This window comes from Nocardioides sp. LHG3406-4 (genome assembly GCF_049897745.1).
Lineage (GTDB): Bacteria > Actinomycetota > Actinomycetes > Propionibacteriales > Nocardioidaceae > Nocardioides.
The window spans coordinates 118921-141599 of sequence record NZ_JAFCWV010000004.1 but is presented as its reverse complement, the minus strand read 5'-3'; the positions used below and the strand labels follow the sequence as shown (position 1 = coordinate 141599).

Below are 22679 nucleotides of genomic sequence, written 5' to 3'. Positions count from 1 at the left end.
CGGCAGGAACCCGGAGGGTCCCTGCCGATCGTGTGGATCCTGCCGCGTCAGGCGGCCAGGTCGGGGTCACCCAGCCGGGCCGACGGTTCTAGCGGGTACTTCAGATCAGGCGCGCCCTGCGGCGGTCGCCGGCGACCAGGAGGCCACCGCCGGCCAGCAGGCCGAGGCCGAGGAGCAGCACCAGGCCGAGCAGGGCCGGGCTACCGGTCGCCGGCAGGGTGCCGGTGTCCGAGGCCGGGCTGTCGGAGCCGGCACCGCCGCCGTTGTGGCCGCCGCCGCCGGCACCGGCACCGCCGCCACCGCCGCCGCCGCCGTTGCCGTTGTCGCCGTTCCCGTTGTCGCCGTTGTCACCGGTGCCGCTGTCGCCTGCGCCGGTGACGCAGTCGACCACGAAGCTGCCGGAGACGAGCTGGGTGCCCGCCGCGGAGACCGTGACGGTGTAGGCGCCGTCCTCGACGACCGGACCGCTGATCTGCTGGGTCTGGCCCGCGGGGACCGTGACGACCTGGTTGGCGCCGTTGACGTTGACCGTGAAGTCGACCGGCAGGTTGGAGCCGGCGTTGTTCAGCGTCGCGGTGTACGTCGTGCAGTCGTGCACCACGGCGGCCGCCGGGGCGTAGGTCTGGCAGTCCTGGGTGAACGTGGTGCTCACCAGGTCGGCTCCCCCACCGCGCACCGTGATGGTGTTGGTGGAGTCCTCGACGACCGTGCCGGTCACGTGCTGGACCTGGCCGTTGGGCACGGTGACCTGCTGCTCGGCGCCGTTGACGGTCACGGTGAACTCCACCGGGAGGGTCGAGGCCGAGTTGTCGAGGGTGACGTCGTAGCCGAGGCACGACTGGGCCACCATGGCGGCCGGCTTCACGCAGTCGACGGTGAAGGCCGCCTGAGCGAGCACCTCGTCGCCGTTGGCCACCTCGATGGTGTGCGAGGAGTCCTCGACGACCGTGTCGGTGATGACCTTGGTCGCGCCGTTCTCCACCGTCACCTGGGACTCGACTCCGTCGATGATGACGGTGAAGGTCACCGGGATCTCCGAGGCCGAGTTGTCGAGGGTGACCGTGTAGCTGGTGCAGTCGTGGATCACCGTGACGACAGGCTTCTCACAGTCGATCGTGAAGGCCTTGGTGTCCAGCTGGGTGTCGCCGCTGGTCACCGTGATGTCGTACGTCGAGCCCTCGGTCGCGTCGGTCTTCTCGATCTTCTGGGTGGTGCCGGCCGGCACCGTGTAGTCGGTCGGAACCCCGTTGATGGTCACCGTGAAGGTCACCTCGACCTTGGAGGCCGAGTTGTCCAGCGTGACGACATAGCCGGTGCAGTTGTCGACGATGGTCGCCGCCGGCTGCTGGCAGTCGACATCGAAGGACTTCGTGGCCAGGTCGGTCGAGCCGTGGGAGACGGTCACGGTGTTGGAGGAGTCCTCGGCCACCGGGCCCGACACGACCTTGGTCTCGCCGTCCGGCACGAGGTAGTCGGTGCCAACCCCGTTGACGGTCACCGTGAAGGTCACCGGCACGTCCGAGGAGGTGTTGATGAGCTTGGCGTAGAAGTGGGTGCAGCTGTTCCAGACCTTCGCCGCGGGCTGCTCACAGTCGATCGTGAACTCTTCGTAGACCAGCTTGTCGTTGCCCGAGACCACCTTCACGGTGTGCGCGGAGTCCTCGGCGGCGGGGGTCACGATGGTCTCGGTGTCGTTCTCGGCCACCACGTGGGGCGTCGTCACTCCATCGATGGTGACGTCGAACGTCGCGTCGACGTTGTTGCCGCGGTTGTCGAGGAAGACGGTGAAGCCCGTGCAGTCCTGCGAGAACGTGGCCTTCGGCTTCTGGCAGTCGACGTAGAACGTGTCGTGCTTGAGCGTCTCGTTGCCGACCTGGACCGTGATCGTGTTCTGCTGGTCCTCGACGACCGAGCCCTCTTCGTAGGCGTACTTGCCGGCCCCGACGACGACCGGCTTCGAGTCACCGTTGACCGTCACGATGAACGTGACCTCCACCTTCGAGGCGCGGTTGTCCAGCTTGATCTTGTAGGTCGTGCAGCCGTGCCACACGGTCGCCGCCGGCTTCGCGCAGTCGATCTTGACCGTCGTGTCGACCAGCACGGTGCCTCCCGAGGTCACCTTCACGTCGTGCGTGGAGTCCTCGGCCGCCTGGGTCACGATGGACTTGGTGTCGTTCTTGGCCACGACGTGGGGCGTAGTCACTCCGTCGATGGTGACGTTGTACGTCGCGGCGACGTTGTTGCCGTGGTTGTCGAGCAGGACCGTGAAGGACGTGCAGTCCTGCGAGAGCGTGGCCGCCGGCTTCTTGCAGTCAACGGTGAACGTGTCGCTCGTGAGGGTGTCCTTGCCGGACGTCACCGTGATCGTGGTGAGCTCGTCCTCGACGAGCGTGCCGGTCACGGTGTCCGACGCCTTGGCCGCGATGGTGCGGTCGACGGACTTGCCGTTGACGGTGACGCGGAAGGTGACCGGGACGTAGGACTTCGTGTTGTCCAGGGTGACGGTGTAGCCGTCGCAGTCGTGCCCGATCGTCGCGGCCGGCTCGGGCGTGGGCGGGGTCGTGTCGTTGCAGTCGGCCGCTCCACCCGGAGCGAAGTAGTCCAGGCGCTCGTCGCCGGCCTTGTGGGGGACGCCGCGCCAGATGCCGTCCTCACGCCAGGTCACCTTGTGGTTGTGCTGGCTGTCGGTGCCCGTGATGTGGCCGTTGGCCTCGTCTCGCGGCACGCTGATGTAGACGTACGGGTTCTTGTCGTCAGGCGAAGCGGTGCGGTGGCACACGCCGACCTTGTCGACCGGAGGCACGTCACAGTCGGCGGAGACGGTCACGGTCGTCTGGGCGACCTGGCCACCACCGGCGCCGTTGCCCCAGTTGTTGACGGCCTTGACGGTGATGACCGCGGACTTGGCCGAGCCGATGTCGAACGTGCCGGGGAAGCTGAAGTCCTTGCGCTTGAACTCACCGGTCACGACGCTGCCGTTGACGGAGTTCGACACCACGACCTTCGTGTTGGTCCGCGAAGCGTCTGTGCCGTCCCCCTCCCAGGCTCTTGCCGTGAACGACACCTTGCCTGCGCAGTCGACGGATGCGGTGATCTCTGGGTGGTGCGCGCTCGCGGGGCCGGCGAGGACCACGGGGACCCCGGCGGCGACCACTAGAACGGCGACGAAGCGCAGCAGAAGCTTGCGCACTCGACTGGAAATTGACGGCATGGGTATCCCCCCAAACTCGGACGTGCCTCCTTGTCGTCCTCACCGTCTTGGTGACGACGCGGACCCCCCGGTCCGAGCACACGACATCGGCTTGCTGAGGGCCGATGCCTGATCGTCACATTCGGTCCTCCACCGCCTGTCCACACGAGTTCCACAAACCGGTAACAGTCCGTCGACGCACAGCCACAGTTCTCCGTACCCTCGGCTGTCGTCAGTCGTTCAACCCTTCGACACGGGGAGGACATGTGACCGGAGCCCGGCGGCTGAGCCGCATCACCACCGCCTGCCTGGTGTCCGCGGCGCTCATCGGCGGTGCGGTGCTGCTGCCCTCGCACCCGGGTGTCCGCGCCGGCAGCCTGCTCACGGCGTACGACGCCTCCAAGGCCGCGGCGGTCGGGCCCGACCTGGCCGGCGTGCCGCACCGGCACGACGACCCCGCCACCAAGAACGCGCTGAGCCGCGGTGGCGAGGTCACCGCCGCGACCGTCGACCCGACCTCGCGCCAGGAGGCGGCCGCCAGCGCGGCGTACGTCGCTCGCGAGCGCGCGCTGCCCGACCCGCGGCTGACCACCGTGCCGGTGATGCAGAGGCGCCGCCGCGTCCCGCAGGACCGCTACGCGATGGCCGGCGGCTGCTACACGCTGGCGGCGCCGAACGGTCGCTACGTCGCCCGCACCGCCGGCGCCGGACTGGCCACGGCCACCAGGCGCCGCGACGCCGAGCCCTTCACGTTCCGCGCCACCGATCTCGGCACCTACCTGCTGTTCGGCACCGCGTCGGACTTCGTCGGCTCGACCGGCACCGGCGCTCCGGCGACCCTGGCCGCCGCCCCCAGCCCGGCGACCGAGTGGACGACGCGGGAGACGCGACGGGGCTTCGTCCTGACCGTCGGCCAGGGCCGGCACCTCTCCCTCACCCGCGGCACCGTCACCGTCTCAGCGAGGGCGGTGCCCTTCCGGCTCACACGCACACCCGGCTGCACCGCCTACCCGGAGAGCCAGGTGAACGTCAGCGGCCGCCCGCACGCCGGCGTGACGCCGTACCAGGAGGTGCGCGGCTACGTCGACGCGCACACCCACGGCCAGGCGTGGGAGTTCCTGGGCGGCCGGGTGCACTGCGGCAAGCCGTGGGACGCGTACGGCCCGGCGTACGCGCTCACGGACTGCTTCGACCACACCATCACCGGCGGGAAGGGCGCGGCGCTGGAGGCGTTCCTCTCCAACGAGCCCACCCACGACCCGGTGGGCTGGCCGACCTTCCGGGACTGGCCGGCACCCAACTCGCTGACCCACGAGGGCACCTACTACAAGTGGATGGAGCGCTCCTGGCGGGCTGGGCAGCGCGTCTTCGTCAACCTGCTCGTCGAGAACAACAAGCTGTGCGAGATCTACCCCCTGAAGCGCAACTCCTGTGACGACATGGACTCACTGCGCCTCCAGGCCAAGGACATGTACGAGCTCCAGGACTACGTCGACGCGCAGTACGGCGGTCCCGGCAAGGGCTGGTACCGCATCGTCACGTCGCCGTGGCAGGCGCGGAAGGTCGTCAACGCCGGCAAGCTGGCCGTGGTGATGGGCATCGAGACCAGCCTCCCGTTCGGCTGCACCTACAAGAGGCTGCCGCTGCTCGGCGACCAGCCGGCCTGCACGACCGCCCAGATCGACGCCGGCCTCGACGAGATGCGGGCACTCGGCGTACGCCAGATGGAGCTCGTCAACAAGTTCGACAACGCGCTGTCGGGCATCGCCGGCGACAACGGCGCGACCGGGGCGGTCGTCGACGCCGCCAACTTCCTCGAGACCGGGTCCTACTGGGACATGCGGCATTGCGAGCCCGCCGACGGCGAGAGCGCCGACCGGGCCCAGTTCGCCGCGCCCGACATCACCGCCGGCCAGCAGGACGCGCTGTTCGGGGCGGTCGGGCAGCTGTTCGGCCTGGCCGGGGTCGGCGCACTGCCTCTCTACGGGCCACCCGCGCACTGCAACACCCGCGGGCTGACCACCCTGGGCGCCCACCTCGTCGACCGGCTGATGGCCAAGCACATGCTCATCGACCCCGACCACATGAGCGTCAAGGCCCGCAACTCGCTGCTCAGCCAGCTCGAGGCCGGCCGCTACCCCGGTGTCCTGTCCAGCCACTCGTGGTCGACCCCCGACGCCTACCCGCGGATCTACGAGCTCGGCGGCTTCGTCGCGCCGTACGCCGGCGACTCCACCGGCTTCGTCGAGAAGTGGCGCCGGCACCTGGGCTGGGCCGACCCGCGCTACTACTTCGGCTTCGGCTACGGCGCGGACATGAACGGCCTGGGCGCGCAGGGCAATCCGCGCGGTCCGCAGGCCGCCGACCCGGTGACCTACCCCTTCACCGGCTTCAACGGCGTCACGGTCGACCGGCAGCGCGCCGGGCAGCGGGTCTACGACATCAACGTCGACGGCGTCGCTCAGTATGGCCAGTACGCCGACTGGATCGAGGACATCGCCCAGGTCGCAGGCCCCGAGGGCCCTGCACTCGAGGACGACATGATGCGCGGCGCCGAGGCCTACCTCCAGACGTGGGAGCGGGCCGAGGGCATCGCTCCCGACCCGTGCCGCAACCCCGAGCTCCGGATGGGCGTGGCGAAGTTCGAGAAGGCTGCCCGGCCGGGCACGCCCGTCCGGACCCTGATGCGCCGGGTCGGCCAGCCCTGGCAACGACTGGGGTCGCGGTTCACCTACTGCGCCGGTCCGGCCGCCCAGGAGGTGCGGATGAGCGTGCGGATCAGTGCGCGCGGCAGGGTGCTCGCCGTGCGCAGGCGATAGGCACGGCTTATGGCGGCCTCGGGCATCTCCCACTTCCACTATGCCTGTGACCGTGGTCTCATCAGTCCGAACGTGCCCACCCCAGCGCCCATCCGAGGGAGAGACCCGTGATCGTCCTCCACGCGACCATCGCCATCTTGGCGGTCGTCCTGCTCATCATCGTGCTCGACATCGACCCGGTGATCTCCCTGGTCATCGGCTCGCTCTACCTCGGTCTGGCCGGCGGCGTCGGCTTCGAGGGCACGATCGAGGCGATCGGGACCGGGTTCGGCGACATCATGGCCGAGGTCGGCCTGCTCATCGGCTTCGGAGTGCTGATGGGTTCGCTGCTGTTCGCGATGGGCGCACTGCACCGGCTCGTCAACCTCCTCCTGAAGGTGCTGGGCGCCAAGCGGCTGCCGTACGCCCTGGCCGCCACCATGACGACGCTCTTCCCCTCGATCTACGTCGACGTCCAGCTGGTCCTCGCCTCTCCCCTGGCCCGGTCGGCTGCTCCCCAGCTCGGCCAGCAAGGGCTCGGCCTGATGGGTGGCGCGCTCACCGCCGGCATCCTGGTCGGCTACGTCTTCGTCATCCCCGGCCTGGGCACGGTCTCGATCGCCGGCCTGCTCGGCGTGCCGCTCGGCACGATGCTGATCTACGGGCTGCTCATCGGGCCGCTCACCGCGGTGATCACCGTCTTCCTCTACGCCCAGCTGCTCAAGCGCGGGTTCTGGAACCCCGAGAAGGACGAGCACGCGTCGGAGGCGCTCATCGAGGCCGAGCAGCTCGCCGAGGAGCAGGCCGCAGATCGCAAGACCGAGGGCGGCGAGGCCAAGCTGCCCTCACTGTTCGTGTCCCTCCTCCCCGTCCTGGTGCCGCTGCTCCTCATCGCGTTCGGCGCGATCGCCGACACCGCCGGCTTCTCCAACAAGGTCATCGCCTTCTTCGGCAACCCGATCCTGGCGCTCTTCCTCGGTCTGCTCGGCGCCTTCGCCCTGTCGCAGCGCACGCTGGGCAAGGACGACACCAACGAGGCCCTCAGCCGAGGCTTCGACACCACGGGCCAGATCCTGCTGGTCACGGGCGTGGGCGGCTCGCTCGGCGCGGTGATCGCGGCGACCGACCTCGACAAGGTGCTCGGCGACCTCTTCACCGCCGACGCCGGCGCCCCGGTGATCGTGAGCATCCTGATCGCCTGGCTGATTGCGGCCGTGCTGCACCTGGCCATCGGCTCGATCTCGGTGGCCGCCATCACGGCCTCCGGCATCCTCGGCCCGATCCTGCACCAGCTCGACGTGCCTGTGGCGATCATCGGCCTGGCCATCGGCGCCGGCGCGCTCTTCGCGCTGCACGTGAACAGCAACTTCTTCTGGATGTTCCAGACGCTGCTGGGCGTCTCGACCCGCGGGGCACTGAAGGCCCTCACCTTCGTCACCGCCATGGCCTCGGTGGTCGCGCTTCCGCTGATCGCCGTCCTCAGCCTGATCGTCTGAGGTACGCCGGACATGCAGCCCCTCCGAGGCACGACCGTCGTCTCACTCGAGCAGGCCATCGCCGCGCCGTACGCCAGCAGGCACCTCGCCGACCTCGGCGCCCGGGTGATCAAGGTCGAGCGGCCGGGCGTCGGCGACTTCGCGCGCGGCTACGACACCCGGGTCGACGGGCTCAGCTCGCACTTCGTGTGGACCAACCGCAACAAGGAGTCGCTCACCCTCGACATCAAGGACCCGCGCGGCCTCGAGGTGATCCGGGCGCTGCTCGGCACGGCCGACGTCTTCATCCAGAACCTCGCTCCCGGCGCGACCGCGCGAGCCGGGCTCGGCGCGCCGGAGCTGCAGGCCGATCGTCCCGGACTCATCGTCTGCGACATCTCCGGCTACGGCGTCGGCGGCCCCTACGAGACGATGAAGGCCTACGACCTGATGGTGCAGAGCGAGGCCGGCCTGCTCTCGGTGACCGGCACCGAGCAGGAGGTCGCCAAGGTGGGCATCTCGGTGTCGGACATCGCTGCGGGGATGTACGCCTACAGCTCGATCCTGGCGGCCCTCCTCGAGCGGGGCAGCACCGGCAAGGGCGCCCATCTCGACGTCTCGATGCTGGAGGCCACCGTGGAGTGGATGGGCTTCCCGCTCTACTACAGCTACGACGGCGCCGAGCCGCCGCAGCGGGCCGGGGCTGCGCACGCGACCATCTACCCCTACGGGCCGTTCACCGCCGGTGACGGCGTGACGGTGATGATGGCGATCCAGAACGAGCGCGAGTGGCTGGCCTTCTGCGAGCGGTTCCTCGGTCAGCCCGAGCTGGCCACCGCCCCGGACTACGCCACCAACTCGGGCCGGCACGCCCACCGCGCGCAGCTCGGCCCGATCGTCGCCGCGCGCTTCGCCGCCATGACCGGTGACGAGGCGACAGCCACCCTGGCCGCGGTGCCGGTGGCCCACGCCCGGGTCAACACGATGACCGACGTGTGGGCCCACCCCCAGCTCGCCGCGCGTGGCCGCTGGCACGACCTGCCCACGCCGGCGGGCGTCGTACCCTCCCTGGAGCTGCCGGGCCTGACGACCGGGCAGCCGCGCATGGACGCCGTCCCGGAGCTCGGTGCGCACACCCGCGCGATCCTGGCCGAGCTGGGTCTCTCGTCCGAGGCGGTCGCCGAGCTCGAGCGCGACGGGGTGGTGTGATGGCACCGTGGACATCTCGCAGCTGCGCTACTTCGTCGCCGTCGTCGACGCGGGCAGCCTCAGCCGCGCGGCGTCGGCCCTGCACATGTCCCAGCCCGCGCTGAGCCAGCGGATGGCGCAGCTCGAGCGCGACCTGGACGTGCGGCTGCTGGACCGCGGCCCGCGCGGGGTGCGGGCCACCGGCATCGGCCAGGAGCTCTACCGCGACGCGCACCGGCTGCTGCGGCAGTTCGACGAGCTGGCCCGCGGCGTGACGCAACGGCACCCGGTGCGCGGGCTGGTGGCCGTCGGGCTGCCCTCGGCGGCGGCGGCCCACCTGGCCGCACCGCTCTTCGCTCTCACGCGCCGCACCTTCCCCGGCGTGCATCTCGAGCTCTTCGAGTCGATGAGCAGCTACATCGAGGAGCTCTTCAGCAGGGGCCGGATGGACCTCGCACTCCGCTACCGCACCGACCGCACGGCTCCGGCAGGCGAGACGCCGCTCTACTCCGAGGACCTCTACCTTGTCGGCGACGCGGGCCGGGCGAGCGAGTCCGACGAGGAGATCAGGCTGGCCGACCTCGCGGGCGTGCCCCTGGTGGCCCCAGGCGTACGCAGTGGCCTGCGCTCGCTGATCGACCAGACGTTCGCCGATCACGGGATCGTGCCGACGGTGGTGGCCGACGTGGAGTCGCTGGCCACCATGGTCAGGATCGCCGAGAGTGGCGACGCGTGCGCGATCCTGCCGAGGTCGTGCGTCGGCCCGGGTGCGGCCTCACCGGCCGTGCGCCGGATCGTCGACCCGGTCGTCGAACGGCACGTCACCCTGCGCCGGGCCCGTGACCTGTCCGCACCGCACGACGCCGTGACCGCCGTCGAGCGGGCCATCGTCGAGGTGGTCGCGGAGCTGTCCGCCCACGACGCCTGGCCGGGGACCCGGCCGGCCACGAAGGAGTCCCGATGACCCTGACCGAGGCGGCGCACGCCGCCGCGACCCTGTTGTTCGTGCCGGGCGACCGGCCGGAGCGCTTCGAGAAGGCGGCCTCCTCGGGGGCCGACCTCGTGGTCGTCGACCTCGAGGACGCCGTCGCGCCGCCGAACAAGGCAGCCGCCCGGACCGCCGCGTCCGCCTCGGTCGGCCGGACCGGTGCCGTGCGGGCGGTGCGGATCAACGCCAGCGACTCCGATGAGTACGACGACGACGTCGCGGCCCTTGCCGGTGTCGAGTGCGTCGTGGTCGTGCCCAAGGCCGAGGACCCCGACGCGCTTCGGGAGGCCGGACGGCGGCTAGGGCCGGTCGCGACGCTGGTCGCCCTGGTCGAGACGGCCACCGGGATCCTGCGGGCGCCGGAGATCGCTGCCGTCGAGGAGGTGCACCGGCTGGCGTTCGGCAGCTTCGACCTCGCCGCACAGCTCGGCGTCTCACCCGACGACCGGACGGCGCTCCTGTCGGCCCGCAGCGCGCTGGTGCTCGCGTCGGCGGCGGCCGGGCTGCCGGGCCCGGTCGACGGAGTGACCGGCGACGTCGCCGACGAGGCCCTCCTGGCCGACGACGTCGCCTACGCAGCGCGTCTCGGCTTCGGTGCCAAGCTGTGCATCCACCCGCGCCAGGTGCCCCTCGTGCGGGCGGCGTTCCGCCCCACGGACGACGACGTGTCGTGGGCACGCTCGATCGTCGAGGCCGCCGGTGACGGCGGCGTCGCGCTCGTCGACGGACGCATGGTCGACAAGCCGGTCGTCGACCGGGCCCGCCGAATCCTCGCCGCCGCGGATGGCTGAGACTCGGCTCGCGGGCGGAGTTGGTGCAAGGTGGTCGCCGTGACCGCACAGGAGACCCACGACGCCGGCGAGTGGCTGCTCGGCAAGCAGGAGCGCGGCAACCCGCGGACGACGCTCGACGACCCGCACCCTGGAGACCAGGCGTGGTCCGAGGGCAACCTGGTCCGGCCGCTGATCCACGGGTCGACGTACTTCGCCGAGCTCTACGAGCGCATCGAGGCGACGCGCGAGGGCGACCTGCTCTTCTTCACCGACTGGCAGGGCGACGCCGACGAGCGGCTCACCGGCGAGCCGGGCAGCGAGGTGGTCGAGGTGCTCGGCCGGGCCGACGAGCGCGGGGTCGACGTACGCGGCCTGGTCTGGCGCTCCCACCTGGGCTTCACGGCCAGCGAGAACCGGCTCCTCGGCAAGGCACTGCAGAAGCGCGGGGCCGAGGCGCTGCTCGACATGCGCATCCGGATGGGTGGCTCGCACCACCAGAAGCTGGTGGTGATCCGCCACCGTGACGACCCGACGCGCGACGTCGCCTACGTCGGCGGCATCGACCTGTGCCACTCGCGTCGCGACGACATCGGCCACGGCGGCGACCAGCAGGCCCTCACGTCGATGGCCGACGAGTACGGCGACACCCCACCGTGGCACGACGCGATGGCGGCGATCAGCGGGCCTGCGGTGCACGACGTCGAGACCGTCTTCCGCGAGCGCTGGGAGGATCCGACGCGGCTGAGCCGGAACCCGATCCTGTTCACCAAGGACCGGCTGCTCGGCATGGACATGAGCCCCGACCCGCTGCCGCCGCAGGCACCGCCGCCCCCGCCGGTGGACGGCGGCACGCACACCGTCCAGCTGCTGCGCACCTATCCCAACCTGCGGCACGGCCGTGACTACCCCTTCGCCCGGGGTGGGGAACGCAGCGTCGCGCGTGGCTACACGAAGGCGGTGAGGAAGGCCCGGCGGCTGATCTACGTCGAGGACCAGTACCTCTGGGGCCACCACGTCGGGGACGTGTTCACCCAGGCGCTGCGCGACCAGCCCGACCTCCACATCATCGCCGTGGTCCCCATCTACCCCGACCTCCCCGGCGCGCTCGGCAGGGTGCCGGAGCAGCTCGGCCGGCGGCGGGCGATGCTCGAGATGATGAGGGCCGCGCCCGACCGGGTCGCGGTCTACGGCCTCGAGAACGCCACGGGCACGCCCATCTACGTGCACGCCAAGGTCTGCCTCATCGACGACACCTGGTCGTCCATCGGCTCCGACAACTTCAACCGGCGCTCCTGGACCCACGACTCCGAGCTCTCCGCGATCGTCGTCGACTCCGCCGGCGACTACGCCCGCAGCCTGCGCCTGACCCTGGCCGCGGAGCACCTCGACCGCGACCCCGCGGAGGTGGACGACTGCTTCGACCCCGAGGGGATGTACGCCGCCTTCCAGGACAGTGCCGCCCGGCTGGACGAGTGGCACGCCGGTGGGAGGGTCGGCCCCAGGCCGCCCGGCCGGCTGCGGCGTCTCGCCCCGCCGGAGCTCGGGCTCGTCGCCCGTACGTTGGCCCTCCCGGCGTACCTCGTCCTGCACGACCCCGACGGCCGTCCGGGGCCGTTGCGCAAGCGCGACGAGTTCTGAGGCTTCCCCAGGTCAGGGGTGGTGAAGCCCGACCCGACGTGGTTACCCTCGTTCATGCTCCAGCGGGACTCGTACGGCCTCGCCCTGACCTGTGGTCGGGACGCCGCCGTGGCCTACTGCGAGGGGCTGGGCACCGTCCTCCGGCTCGGGCACGGCGCGACGGCCGCATTCGCCAGGTCCGTCGTCCTCGATCCCGGCTTCGCGCTCGGCCACGCCGCCCTGGCGCTGCTGGGTCACGAGATGTGCGCCCCCGTCGACATCGCGGCCCGCCTGCGCGACGCGCGTCGGCTGGCTCCCGCGGCCACCGAGCGCGAGCGCAGCCACGTGCATGCCGTCGACCGCCACCTCCAGGGCGACCCGGCGCCGCTGGTGCGGCACCTCGAGACCTGGCCGGTCGACGCGCTGCTGCTCTCCACGGCCATGCCGACGATCGCCTTCGCCGGCGTCACAGAGGTGCCGGAGCAGGCCTGGCGGATCGTCGAGGGCGCGCAGCCGGCGTACGGCGACGACTGGTGGTACGCCGGCCTGCTGGCGTTCGTGCGGCAGGAGCAGCGCCGCTTCGACGAGGCGATGGAGCTCTCCTGCGCCTCCCTGGCGGCGGAGCCGCGCGCCGGGCACTCCGCGCACGCCCGGGCGCACGCTCATTACGAGACCGGCGACCACGACGCCGGGCTGGCCTGGATGTCCGACTGGGTGGTCCGCGACGGGGCCGGCACCGACAGCCTGAGCCACTTCTCGTGGCACGCCGCCCTGCACGAGCTCTCGATGGGCGACCTGGACGCGGTTCGCCGCCGCTACGAGACCCAGCTGCGGCCCGAGACGACGGTCGGATGCCGTGCGCTGGTCGACACCGGCTCGCTGCTCTTCCGCTGGGCGCTGACGCCCGGCGCCCGCGACGTACCCGCCATGACAGAGGTCACCAGCCGGCTCGAGCCGCAGACGCTGCAACGGCCGGCGACCCCGTTCCTCGCGATGCACGCGGCGGTCGCCCTGCTCGCGACCGACGACCGCGCCGGCCTGCTGTCCCTCGAGCGCTGGGCCGCGGCGCACGAGCACCCGACCCAGGTGACCGTGGTCGCGCCGCTCGCCCGCTCGCTGCGGCAGATGCTCGACGGCGCGTGCAGCCTGGCTGCCGACGGGCTGCGCGACCTGGCGCCGCAGGTCTGGCGGCTGGGCGGGTCGGACGCGCAGCGCGAGATCGTCGAGGAGGCCCGCATCGCCGCCTTGCTGCGGGGCGACAGGTACGACGAGGCGCGGGCGCTGATCGACGCGCGGATGGACCGGCGCCCCTGTCGGCGCGACGAGCAGTGGCGACGCGACACGGAAGTTACCCGTAGGTAAGATTCCGCTCACCCCCGGTCCTGCCGCCACGCCGTACGCCGCAATAGGCTCCGCGTGACGCGCGCCACCGGGCGTCAGACCGCCTGAACGAGGAGCAGTCCCTTCATGCAGATCATCGCGATCGTCGTCTCGCTGGCCCTGACCGTGGCTGCTGTCGCGCTGCTCGTGCCGGCCGTGCGCACGATGCTCGGCGTCATCCGCACCGGCCAGCCGGCGCCGGGGCGCAGCGCCAACCCGGCCGGCCGCTTCGCCACGATGCTCAAGGAGACCGTGCTCCACACGCGGATGCTCCAGTGGACCGTCGTCGGCATCATGCACTGGTTCGTCTTCGCGGCGTTCATCTTCCTCAGCACCGCGGTGCTCGCGGCGTACTTCCAGCTCTTCAAGCCGGACTTCGCCTGGCCGGTCGTCGGCCACTGGTACCCGTTCGAGTGGTTCAGCGAGATCATCGGCCTGCTGAGCACGGTCGGCATCGTTTACCTGATCGTCTACCGCCAGCGGCACCACCCGCGCAGCGACGGGCGCAAGAGCCGCTTCTTCGGCTCCACCATGTGGCAGGCGTACTTCGTCGAGGCGCTGGCCCTCCTCGAGGGGTCGGCGATCCTGTTCGTCCGCGCGGCGGAGTGGAAGCTCGACGAGGAGGTCGGCCGGTCGCACTACCCGATCGCGTCGTGGCTCGGTGACGCTCTCTACCCTGTCTCGGCCAGCTCGCTCGAGAACCTCATCTACGCCATCGCGACCTTCAAGATCGCGCTGGCCATGGTCTGGCTGATGGTGATCGCCCGCAACCTCACCATGGGCATCGCCTGGCACCGCTTCACCGCCTGGTTCAACATCTACTACAAGCGCGAGCCCGACGGCCGTACGGCGCTGGGCGCCATGAAGCCGCTCACCTCGGCCGGCGTGCCGGTCACCCTCGACGACATCGAGGAGATGGACGAGGACGCGGCACTCGGCGTCGGCAAGGTCGAGGACTTCTCCTGGAAGGGCATCCTCGACTTCACGACCTGCACCGAGTGCGGTCGCTGCCAGAGCCAGTGCCCGGCCTGGAACACCGAGAAGCCCCTGTCACCCAAGCTGCTGATCACGGCGATGCGCGACCACGCCTACGCCAAGGCGCCGTACCTCCAGGCCGGATCGGACGAGGCGAGGGCGGCCCTGCTCGAGGGCAACGACACCCTGACCCGCGAGGTCGAGCGGCCGCTGGTCGGCGACACGGGCGACGGCTGGTTCTACATGCCCGACGACGGCTCGGCCGTCATCGACCCAGACGTGCTCTGGTCCTGCACGTCGTGTGGTGCGTGCGTGCAGCAGTGCCCCGTCGACATCGAGCACGTCGACCACATCATGGATATGCGGCGCCATCAGGTGCTCGTCGAGGCGAACTTCCCGGCCGAGCTCAACCAGCTCTTCAAGGGCCTCGAGAACAAGGGCAACCCCTGGAACATGTCATCCTCGGCCCGGCTGGACTGGGCCAAGGACCTTTCGTTCGAGGTCAAGGTCGTGGGCGACTCGATCGAGTCGCTCGACGAGGTCGACTGGCTCTTCTGGGTGGGCTGCGCCGGGGCCTACGAGGACCGGGCGAAGAAGACGACCCGCGCCGTGGCCGAGCTCCTCGACCTGGCCGGGGTGAGCTTCGGCGTACTCGGCAACGGCGAGACCTGCACGGGTGACCCCGCGCGGCGCGCCGGCAACGAGTTCGTCTTCCAGGGCCTGGCCACGCAGAACGCCGAGACGTTCAAGGAGTACAAGGTCAAGAAGGTCGTGTCGACCTGTGCCCACTGCTTCAACACCCTGAAGAACGAGTACAAGGACTTCGGCGTCGAGCTCGAGGTCGTGCACCACACCCAGCTGCTCAACCGGCTGGTGCGCGAGGGCAGGCTCACCCCGATCAAGGACGGCGCCGGCGCCTCGAAGCGCAAGATCACCTACCACGACCCGTGCTTCCTGGGCCGGCACAACCGGGTCTACAGCCCGCCGCGCGACCTCCTGCAGGTGCTGCCCGGTGCGGAGTACGCCGAGATGGAGCGGCACTCGGAGAAGTCCTTCTGCTGCGGCGCCGGCGGCGCCCGCATGTGGATGGAGGAGAACATCGGCGAGCGGATCAACGTCAACCGCACCCAGGAGGCCGTCGGCACCGGGGCCGACCAGATCGCGGTCGGCTGCCCCTTCTGCCGGGTGATGCTCTCCGACGGGCTGACCGCCGAGCAGGCCGCCGGCAACGCCCGCGAGGAGGTCGAGGTCCTCGACGTGGCGCAGATGCTGCTGGCCTCGGTCAAGGGCGAGCCGGCCACCAGGTCCAGGTCGTCCGCCGGCACGCCGTCCGCAGCCGCGGGCGCCGCCACCGTCGCGCAGGACGAGGAGACGAAGGCCGAGCCAGAGCCGGGCGACGTCACCCAGACCGCGGAGACGGTCACCCAGACGGCCGACGTCGGCCCGGCGGCCAAGGCGAGCGGCGGCTCGTCGCTGTTCGACGTGGGCGGCGACTCGCCTGCCGCCCCGACCCAGGAGAAGAAGGCGGAACCCGAAGCCGCGACCGGCGGATCGCTCTTCGACGTGGGGGACGCCGGCGACGCCCCGGCCGAGGACACGACGAAGTCCGAGCCCGAGGCCGAGAAGGTGGAGCAGCCGAAGGCAGCCCCCGCCGCCGCATCAGGTGGGTCGCTCTTCGACATCGCGGCTGACGACGCACCAGCAGAGGCAGCGGAGCCGACTCCCGCCCCGCAGACGCAGCCCGAGGCCAAGGGCGAACCCACCCCGGCACCGGAGCCCGTCTCCTCGAGCGGATCTCTCTTCGACATCGCGGCGCCCGAGCCCGTCGTGAAGGCGCAGCCCACGGGGGAACCCGAGGCGAAGGTCGAGGAGCCCCAGGCCGCTCCGGAGGCCGCCGCCGAGCCGGCGACGGCGATCCCCGAGGGCGGGTCCCTGTTCGACATCACCGCCCCCGAGCCCGCTGCGTCAGCTCCCGAGCCGGAGGCGGACCCCGAGCCGGAGGCGATCGAGGAGGAGCCGAGCGTCGAGACGACGCCGGCGGCCACGACTGCGACGTCCATCCCCGAGGGCGGCTCGCTGTTCGACATCGGTGCCCCGGAGCCGGCTACCCCGTCGACGCAGCCCGAGGCGACGGAGGAGGTGCCGCCGGAGCGCGACGAGGAAGAGACGGAGCCCGATGCGCAGCACGACGACTCGCTGTCGGGTGGCGCTGCGCTGACCCGCGCCGCCACCTTCGGCTTCGAGGACGAGGACGATGCGGATGACGAGTCCGAGACCGAGCCCGAGACCGGGGACGAGGAGGAGCCCGAGCCCGAGCCTCAGCACGAGCCCGGGGCCGACGAGCCGGACCCGACCGGCGAGGAAGAGCCGACGCCTGCGCAGCCGGCTCCGGCCACCGGCCCGGCACACGCACCCCGCACCGACGTGGAGATCAACGAGTCGGGCTCCCTCTTCGACCTCTGACACGCTCCGCCGAGGGCGACTCAGAAGCGGTAGACGCTGATGTGGCGCTCGCTGTCGGCGGTGAACGGCTCGCCCAGCCACCCGCCCCACCGGTCGACGAGGCGCAGGCCGGCGATGCGCGCCATCAGGTCGTGCTCGCTCGGGTATGCCAGACGGTGCGAGATCGGACCCATCCGCACGCCCGCGGCGCTGAGGTGCACGTGGTTCTCGTCGGCCACCTGGCTCACCGGGTCGTAGCTCGTGACGTCGAGGACGACCTCGCCGGCGGCGACGTACTCCGCGTCGACGAACTGCCGGCGCCCCTTCAGCCAGGCCTCGGGCACGCCGGTCTCGACGACGAAGGCGCCGTCGGGCGCGAGGTGCCGGGCGGCGTTCTCGTAGCACCGCACCTGGTCGTCCTGCGTCAGCAGGTTGTGGATCGTGTTGAAGACGAGGTAGACGAGCGCATAGTCGCTGCCGGGCGCATCCGCTCGCGACATGTCGCCGAGGGTCACCGGCAGGTCGCGCCCGTGCGGCTTGGCGCGCAGCTGCGCCACCATGTCCTCGGAGATCTCGATGCCGTGCACCTCGACCCCGCGCTCGGCCAGGGGTACGGCGACCCGGCCGGTGCCGATCGCCAGCTCCAGCGCCGGGCGCGACCCCGCGAGGCGCGCCAGGAACTCGACGGTCTCGGTCTCGTCCCCCCGCAGCTCGTCGTCGTAGCGCTGGGCGGTCTCGCCGGCGAAGCTGGTGGCGGGGTCGAATCCATCCATGGCGAGCACGCTCGCGCATCGCCTGGCCGTCGGCAACCGGATATCGCGGGGCCAGTTCTCTCCGTGACGCCACCTGGCACCAAATGACGTCATGATTCCTTGACATGACGTCATGGTGATGTCATCGTGATGCGCATGGACATCACGCCGTACGTCGACAGCCTCCGCCGCGACCTGATGGCCGCCGCGGAGTCCGGCGGCGACGAACTCAGGAACGCCGCCGAGCGGCTGGCCTTCGCACTCGACCCGGCCACCCGCCTCGCTCTCATGGAGGCCATCAGCCAGGCCGCCGCCGAGATCACCACCGAGCTGCCCTCCGGCAGCGTCGACGTGCGGCTCAACGGCCGCGAGCTCGACTTCGTCGTCCAGACCGCGCCGCCCTCCCCCGGCCCGGTGCCGCCGCCGCCCCCGCCACCGCTGCCCGACGAGTCCGAGGAGGGCGGCCTGGCCCGAGTGACGCTGCGCATCCCCGAGTCGGTCAAGGCCCGCGCCGAGGAGAAGGCGGTCCAGGCCGGCCACAGCCTCAACACCTGGCTGGTGGGTCTGGTGCGAGCCGCGACCAACGACCAGGCCATCAGGGTCGACGTCGACCTGTCGAGCATCCCGTTCTTCGGAGGCAACGACCCCTTCAGCAGCCACGGCAAGAACAGCCGTCGCATGACCGGCTGGGTCTGACTCCCCGGCCAGCAACCTTCATCAAACCCCCGCGCGGGCCAGCACCCAGGCTGGTCACGTCTACCGAGCACGCCCTCAAGGAGACCCGATGACCGACCACACGTTCACCACCGAGACACCCGTCGACCTGTACGTCGAGATCGGCAAGGGCAACGTCACGATCCGCACCGCCGACACCCGGGAGACCACGGTGATCGTCGAGGGCGACCTCGCCGACGAGGTAGCCGTCCGGCAGGAGGGACGGGCCGTCCACGTGGTCGGCCCCAAGGGGCGGTTGGGCTTCCTCGGCGGCTCGGAGCACCACCTCGACATCGCGATCACCGTGCCCCACCAGAGCCGGGCGACCGTCAAGACCGGCAGCGCCGACATCACCTGCCACGGCGAGCTCGACTCCTGTCACTTCAGGACGGGATCGGGTGACATCCGGGTCGAGGACCTCACCGGGACCGGTGTCATCGAGACCGGCTCGGGCGACGTCCGCATCGGCGCTGCCTCGGCCGAGCTGCGCATCAAGAGCGGATCGGGCGACATCCAGATCGACCACACCGGAGCCAGCACCACCATCTCCACCGGCTCGGGCGACGTCAGCCTGGGCACCACGGCCGCCGCGGTCGCCGTCAAGACCGGTTCGGGCGACGTCACCGTCGCCGAGGCCGGCCACGACGTCGCACTCTCCACCGGCAGCGGCGACCTCGTGGTCAGGACCGCCCGGCGTGGCAAGTTCACCGTCAAGGGCGCCTCGGGCGACGTACGCCTCGGCATCCCCTCAGGCACGCCGGTCTGGACCGACATCAACACCCTCAGCGGCCGGATCGACTCGAACCTCCAAGGCACCGGTGAGCCCGCCGAGGGCCAGGACCACATCGAGGTCCGCGCCAAGACCGCCAGCGGCAACGTCGTGCTGCGGCAGGTCTGACCACAACCCACCGAGAGAAGGAGTCCGTCATGCACGAGAGCGCACTCGAAGTCGAGCGCATCGCCCGCAACCAGATCCGCGAGCGGATCGCCGCGACGCCGGCCCTGATCCGGGACCCACGGCCCCGGCGCCGGACATCGATCGCCCGCAGCCTGCGCCGGGTCGCCGACCGCCTCGACAACTGATCGTCGCTCCGTACGCCGGGACCGGCACGGGTCAGATGGTGGTCCGGTGGAAGTTCTTGAACGAGCGGGACGGCGTGGGCCCGCGCTGGCCCTGGTAGCGCGAGCCGTACTTCTCCGAGCCGTAGGGATGCTCGCTCGGCGAGGTCAGCCGGAAGAAGCAGAACTGCCCGATCTTCATGCCGGGGTAGAGCTTGATCGGCAGCGTCGCGACGTTGGCCAGTTCGAGCGTCACGTGCCCCGAGAAGCCCGGGTCGACGAAGCCCGCGGTGGCGTGGGTCAGCAGCCCGAGTCGCCCCAGCGACGACTTGCCCTCGACCCTGGCCGCGATGTCGTCGGGCAGGGTGACCGCCTCGTACGTCGACCCGAGCACGAACTCGCCGGGGTGCAGGATGAACGGGTCGTCGCCCTCGGGCTCGACCTCCCGCGTGAGGTCCTCCTGGTCGGCGGCCGGGTCGATGTGCGGGTACTTGTGGTTCTCGAACACCCGGAAGAACCGGTCGAGCCGCACGTCGATGCTGGACGGCTGGAGCATCGCGGGGTCCCACGGGTCCATGGCGACCCGGCCGCCCTCGATCTCGGCCAGGATGTCGCGGTCACTGAGGAGCACGACGGCACCCTACTCGGTGGCGTCCCGGTGCCTGCGGCCAGAATGAGCGCATGCCCTACCACCGCTACGTCGCGATCGGGGACTCCTTCACCGAGGGCGTCGGCGACCCCGACCCGTCGCGCCCCAACGGGCTGCGCGGCTGGGCCGACCGCGTCGCCGAGGTGCTCGCCACGCACTCCGACGACTTCGGCTACGCCAACCTCGCCATCCGCGGGCGCAAGCTGCGCCCGGTGATCGCCGAGCAGCTCGAGCCGGCCATCGCCCTGGGTCCCGACCTGGTCACGATCCATGCCGGCGGCAACGACGTACTCCGGCCCAAGGTCGACCTCGACGCCCTCGCCACGGCGTACGACGACGCGGTGACGCGGCTGACCGCGACCGGCGCGCGGGTGGCGATGTTCACCATCTTCGACCCCGGCGGCTCGGGCATCTACGCGCCCGTGCGCGGCCGGATGGCGATCTTCAACGAGTGGGTCCGGGAGATCGCGGACACTCACGGAGCCACGCTGGTCGACATGTGGCGCATGCGGGGCTTCAACCTCGCGCAGATCATGGACACCGACCGCATGCACCTCAACGCCGCCGGCCACCAGCACATGGCGATCGCGGTGCTGGACGCGCTGGGCGTCGAGCACGCCCTGGAGCCGCTGCCCACCCGGCTGCTGCCGGTGCTGGCGCGGCGCGCGCAGCTGGCCGCCGACGTCCAGTGGACACGCGAGTTCCTGGGGCCGTGGGTCCACCGCCGGGTGACCGGGCGCTCGTCGGGCGACGGCGTACTGCCGAAGCGACCGACGCTGGAGCCCATCGCGCCGTCCTGAGGGACGTTGGTACGCTCTGCCCCGTCGACTCCGGTCGGCATGCGGATGTAGCTCAGTTGGTAGAGCGCGACCTTCCCAAGGTCGATGTCGCGAGTTCGAGTCTCGTCATCCGCTCCACGATCGATACGCTCCACGGTTCGAAGTCGCGCCGAGCGCGACACTGAGCCCACCGTCGATGTCGCGAGTTCGAGTCTCGTCATCCGCTCCACGATCGATACGCTCCACGGTTCGAAGTCGCGCCGAGCGCGACACTGAGCCCACCGTCGATGTCGCGAGTTCGAGTCTCGTCATCCGCTCCACGGTTCGAAGTCGCGCCGAGCGCGACACCGCCGTCGCGGGGTGACTCGCCCGGACGTCGTAGGGTCGGCCGCGTGACGTTCACCGGCTTCCCGACCGCCGCCCTCGACTTCTACGACGACCTCGAGGTCGACAACACCAAGTCCTTCTGGGAAGCCCACAAGGCGGTGTACGCCGAGGCGGTGGCCGCGCCGATGAAGGCCCTGTGCGCCGAGCTGTCCGGCGAGTTCGGGGAGGCGAAGGTGTTCCGGCCCTACCGCGACGTGCGCTTCGCCAAGGACAAGACGCCGTACAAGACCCACCAGGGCGCCTTCGTCGGCGTCGGGCCGTCCACCGGCTACTACGTCGAGCTGTCTCCGCGCGGGATCCGGGTCGGCGGCGGCTTCTACGAGGCGAGCGGGCCGCGGCTGTCGGCGATCCGCGAGGCGATCGCCGACGAGAAGGAGGGCGCCCGACTCGTCCGACTCGTCCGGAAGTACGACAAGGACGGGTGGGAGATCGGCGGCGAGCAGCTCAAGACCGCACCCCGGGGGTACGACGTGGCGCATCCGCGCATCGACCTGCTGCGCCGCAAGCAGCTGTTCGTCGGCCGGCCCTACGGCTTCGGCGAGGATGCCATCGGGCCGGGTCTCGTCGATCGGGTCCGGAACGACTGGCGGGCGCTGCGACCGCTCGTCGAGTGGGTCGCCTCGCGCACCGACAGGTGAGCGAGCGCGGCCGAGCCTGGGCCGAGTCGCAGCTCGGACACCCGGTGACACGGATGACGCCGCTGCTGGGCGGCTGGACCTCCACCATGCTGCGCCTCGACGACTCGTCGGGAGGTCTCAGCGTGCTGCGCCTGATGACCAACGAACCGTGGCGCACCCACGGAGCCGCGCTCACGACCCGGGAGCGCCAGGTCCAGCAGCTGCTGGCGGGATCCCCCGTGCCGGCGCCGGCATCGCTCGCGCTTGACCCGTCCGGCGAGCATGCCGGCCATCCCGCCCACCTGATGAGCATGCTTCCGGGCAACGTCGACATCGACCAGGTCGACGACGGAGCGCTGGGCAGGCTCGCGGCGCTGCTGGTCGACATCCACGCGACCCAGCTGCCCGGGTGGGCACGCGACTACCAGACCTGGGCCTGGCCGGCGAAGTGGGTCGTGCCCGACTGGGCAACCATGCCCGAGGTGTGGTCGGCGGCCTTCGCGGTGCTGTCGAAGGAGCCGCCGGACTTCGAGCCGACGTTCATCCACCGCGACTTCCACCTGCGCAACGTGCTGTGGACCGGCGTCGAGATCAGTGGTGTCGTCGACTGGGTCGAGACCTCGCGTGGCCCGGCCTGGCTCGACGTCGCGCACTGCCGAACCAACCTGGCCCTCCGGCACGGCACGGCCACGGCCGACCGGTTCGCCGCGGCGTACGTCGCGTTGTCGGGCCGCGAGCCCGAGCCCTACTGGGACGTCATGGATGTCGTCGGCTTCCTCCCGCCTCCCGGTGGGCAGGGCTTCATCACCGACCCGGCCGAGCGAGTGCGGCTCGAGGAGCACCTCGCCGTACAGCTCGGCTGAGCCACCGTCCTGTCGCGCTGTCTTCGCGCCGCA

Annotated in this window: 17 protein-coding genes and 1 tRNA gene; 15 read left to right on the top strand and 3 right to left on the bottom strand. The window is 70.9% G+C overall.

The annotated features are described in order from the left end of the window. Nucleotides 1–100 precede the first annotated feature (100 nt). Nucleotides 101–3190, bottom strand: coding sequence for a hypothetical protein (locus tag ACP7BP_RS14915; protein WP_426245655.1), 3090 nt, complete (start codon nucleotides 3188–3190; stop codon nucleotides 101–103). Between the two features lie 266 nt (nucleotides 3191–3456). On the opposite strand from ACP7BP_RS14915, the gene ACP7BP_RS14910 reads away from it, so the two are divergent. From ACP7BP_RS14910 to ACP7BP_RS14875, 8 genes are all read left to right on the top strand, one after another. Then, nucleotides 3457–6009 carry a hypothetical protein gene (locus ACP7BP_RS14910; RefSeq protein ID WP_426245653.1) on the top strand — a complete coding sequence of 851 codons (2553 nt, stop codon included), beginning with the start codon at nucleotides 3457–3459 and terminating at the stop codon, nucleotides 6007–6009. A 107-nt stretch (nucleotides 6010–6116) separates the two neighbouring features. After that, nucleotides 6117–7484: a GntP family permease gene (locus ACP7BP_RS14905; RefSeq protein WP_426245652.1), complete on the top strand. Its 1368-nt coding sequence runs from the start codon at nucleotides 6117–6119 to the stop codon at nucleotides 7482–7484. Between the two features lie 12 nt (nucleotides 7485–7496). Further along, nucleotides 7497–8672 carry a CaiB/BaiF CoA transferase family protein gene (locus tag ACP7BP_RS14900; protein ID WP_426245650.1) on the top strand — a complete coding sequence of 392 codons (1176 nt, stop codon included), beginning with the start codon at nucleotides 7497–7499 and terminating at the stop codon, nucleotides 8670–8672. A gap of 7 nt (nucleotides 8673–8679) precedes the next feature. Continuing rightward, nucleotides 8680–9615 (top strand): LysR substrate-binding domain-containing protein, encoded by a 936-nt coding sequence (locus tag ACP7BP_RS14895; RefSeq protein ID WP_426245648.1) that lies wholly within the window; start codon nucleotides 8680–8682, stop codon nucleotides 9613–9615. Beyond that, nucleotides 9612–10430 carry an HpcH/HpaI aldolase/citrate lyase family protein gene (locus ACP7BP_RS14890; RefSeq protein ID WP_426245646.1) on the top strand — a complete coding sequence of 273 codons (819 nt, stop codon included), beginning with the start codon at nucleotides 9612–9614 and terminating at the stop codon, nucleotides 10428–10430. The genes ACP7BP_RS14895 and ACP7BP_RS14890 overlap by 4 nt, the downstream gene beginning before the upstream one ends. A 39-nt stretch (nucleotides 10431–10469) precedes the next feature. Next, nucleotides 10470–12050, top strand: coding sequence for a phospholipase D family protein (locus ACP7BP_RS14885; RefSeq protein ID WP_426245645.1), 1581 nt, complete (start codon nucleotides 10470–10472; stop codon nucleotides 12048–12050). Nucleotides 12051–12104: 54 nt separating this feature from the next. Beyond that, the gene (locus ACP7BP_RS14880; RefSeq protein ID WP_426245643.1) at nucleotides 12105–13391 is read left to right on the top strand and encodes a pyridine nucleotide-disulfide oxidoreductase; all 1287 of its coding nucleotides are present in this window, start codon (nucleotides 12105–12107) and stop codon (nucleotides 13389–13391) included. Nucleotides 13392–13496: 105 nt separating this feature from the next. After that, nucleotides 13497–16847 (top strand): heterodisulfide reductase-related iron-sulfur binding cluster, encoded by a 3351-nt coding sequence (locus tag ACP7BP_RS14875; protein WP_426245642.1) that lies wholly within the window; start codon nucleotides 13497–13499, stop codon nucleotides 16845–16847. A 20-nt stretch (nucleotides 16848–16867) separates the two neighbouring features. On the opposite strand, the gene ACP7BP_RS14870 is transcribed toward ACP7BP_RS14875, so the two are convergent. Then, on the bottom strand, nucleotides 16868–17599 hold the full coding sequence (locus tag ACP7BP_RS14870; protein WP_426245640.1) for a class I SAM-dependent DNA methyltransferase: 732 nt from the start codon (nucleotides 17597–17599) through the stop codon (nucleotides 16868–16870). A 135-nt stretch (nucleotides 17600–17734) separates the two neighbouring features. Here ACP7BP_RS14870 and ACP7BP_RS14865 point away from each other — a divergent pair, with 135 nt between their 5' ends. The 3 genes from ACP7BP_RS14865 (at nucleotide 17735) to ACP7BP_RS14855 (ending at nucleotide 19375) form a co-directional block, all read left to right on the top strand. Then, nucleotides 17735–18274, top strand: coding sequence for a toxin-antitoxin system HicB family antitoxin (locus ACP7BP_RS14865; protein ID WP_426245638.1), 540 nt, complete (start codon nucleotides 17735–17737; stop codon nucleotides 18272–18274). Nucleotides 18275–18362: 88 nt separating this feature from the next. Beyond that, nucleotides 18363–19190, top strand: coding sequence for a DUF4097 family beta strand repeat-containing protein (locus ACP7BP_RS14860; protein ID WP_426245637.1), 828 nt, complete (start codon nucleotides 18363–18365; stop codon nucleotides 19188–19190). A gap of 29 nt (nucleotides 19191–19219) precedes the next feature. Then, entirely contained in the window at nucleotides 19220–19375 is a 156-nt protein-coding gene (locus ACP7BP_RS14855; RefSeq protein WP_426245636.1) for a hypothetical protein, read from the top strand. 31 nt (nucleotides 19376–19406) lie between these two features. Here the strand turns inward: ACP7BP_RS14855 and dcd are convergent, their stop codons facing one another. Continuing rightward, nucleotides 19407–19982 carry a dCTP deaminase gene (gene dcd, locus ACP7BP_RS14850; protein WP_426245634.1) on the bottom strand — a complete coding sequence of 192 codons (576 nt, stop codon included), beginning with the start codon at nucleotides 19980–19982 and terminating at the stop codon, nucleotides 19407–19409. 50 nt (nucleotides 19983–20032) lie between these two features. Here dcd and ACP7BP_RS14845 point away from each other — a divergent pair, with 50 nt between their 5' ends. The 4 genes from ACP7BP_RS14845 (at nucleotide 20033) to ACP7BP_RS14830 (ending at nucleotide 22646) form a co-directional block, all read left to right on the top strand. Continuing rightward, nucleotides 20033–20800, top strand: coding sequence for an SGNH/GDSL hydrolase family protein (locus ACP7BP_RS14845; RefSeq protein ID WP_426245632.1), 768 nt, complete (start codon nucleotides 20033–20035; stop codon nucleotides 20798–20800). A 41-nt stretch (nucleotides 20801–20841) separates the two neighbouring features. Next, a tRNA-Gly gene (locus ACP7BP_RS14840) sits at nucleotides 20842–20917 on the top strand. A gap of 254 nt (nucleotides 20918–21171) precedes the next feature. Then, nucleotides 21172–21804: a DUF2461 domain-containing protein gene (locus ACP7BP_RS14835; protein ID WP_426245630.1), complete on the top strand. Its 633-nt coding sequence runs from the start codon at nucleotides 21172–21174 to the stop codon at nucleotides 21802–21804. A 53-nt stretch (nucleotides 21805–21857) separates the two neighbouring features. Continuing rightward, nucleotides 21858–22646, top strand: a complete 789-nt coding sequence (locus ACP7BP_RS14830) for a phosphotransferase family protein (protein WP_426245629.1) — start codon at nucleotides 21858–21860, stop codon at nucleotides 22644–22646. The last annotated feature ends 33 nt before the right edge of the window (nucleotides 22647–22679 follow it).

Bases quoted from the DNA above. Each gene is read 5' to 3' on its own strand.
- ACP7BP_RS14900 (WP_426245650.1), top strand. From the start codon at position 7,497: ATGCAGCCCCTCCGAGGCACGACCGTCGTCTCACTCGAGCAGGCCATC.
- ACP7BP_RS14890 (WP_426245646.1), top strand. From the start codon at position 9,612: ATGACCCTGACCGAGGCGGCGCACGCCGCCGCGACCCTGTTGTTCGTG.
- ACP7BP_RS14880 (WP_426245643.1), top strand. From the start codon at position 12,105: ATGCTCCAGCGGGACTCGTACGGCCTCGCCCTGACCTGTGGTCGGGAC.
- ACP7BP_RS14875 (WP_426245642.1), top strand. From the start codon at position 13,497: ATGCAGATCATCGCGATCGTCGTCTCGCTGGCCCTGACCGTGGCTGCT.
- ACP7BP_RS14870 (WP_426245640.1), bottom strand. From the start codon at position 17,599: ATGGATGGATTCGACCCCGCCACCAGCTTCGCCGGCGAGACCGCCCAG.
- ACP7BP_RS14865 (WP_426245638.1), top strand. From the start codon at position 17,735: ATGGACATCACGCCGTACGTCGACAGCCTCCGCCGCGACCTGATGGCC.
- ACP7BP_RS14860 (WP_426245637.1), top strand. From the start codon at position 18,363: ATGACCGACCACACGTTCACCACCGAGACACCCGTCGACCTGTACGTC.
- ACP7BP_RS14855 (WP_426245636.1), top strand. From the start codon at position 19,220: ATGCACGAGAGCGCACTCGAAGTCGAGCGCATCGCCCGCAACCAGATC.
- ACP7BP_RS14845 (WP_426245632.1), top strand. From the start codon at position 20,033: ATGCCCTACCACCGCTACGTCGCGATCGGGGACTCCTTCACCGAGGGC.
- ACP7BP_RS14830 (WP_426245629.1), top strand. From the start codon at position 21,858: ATGACGCCGCTGCTGGGCGGCTGGACCTCCACCATGCTGCGCCTCGAC.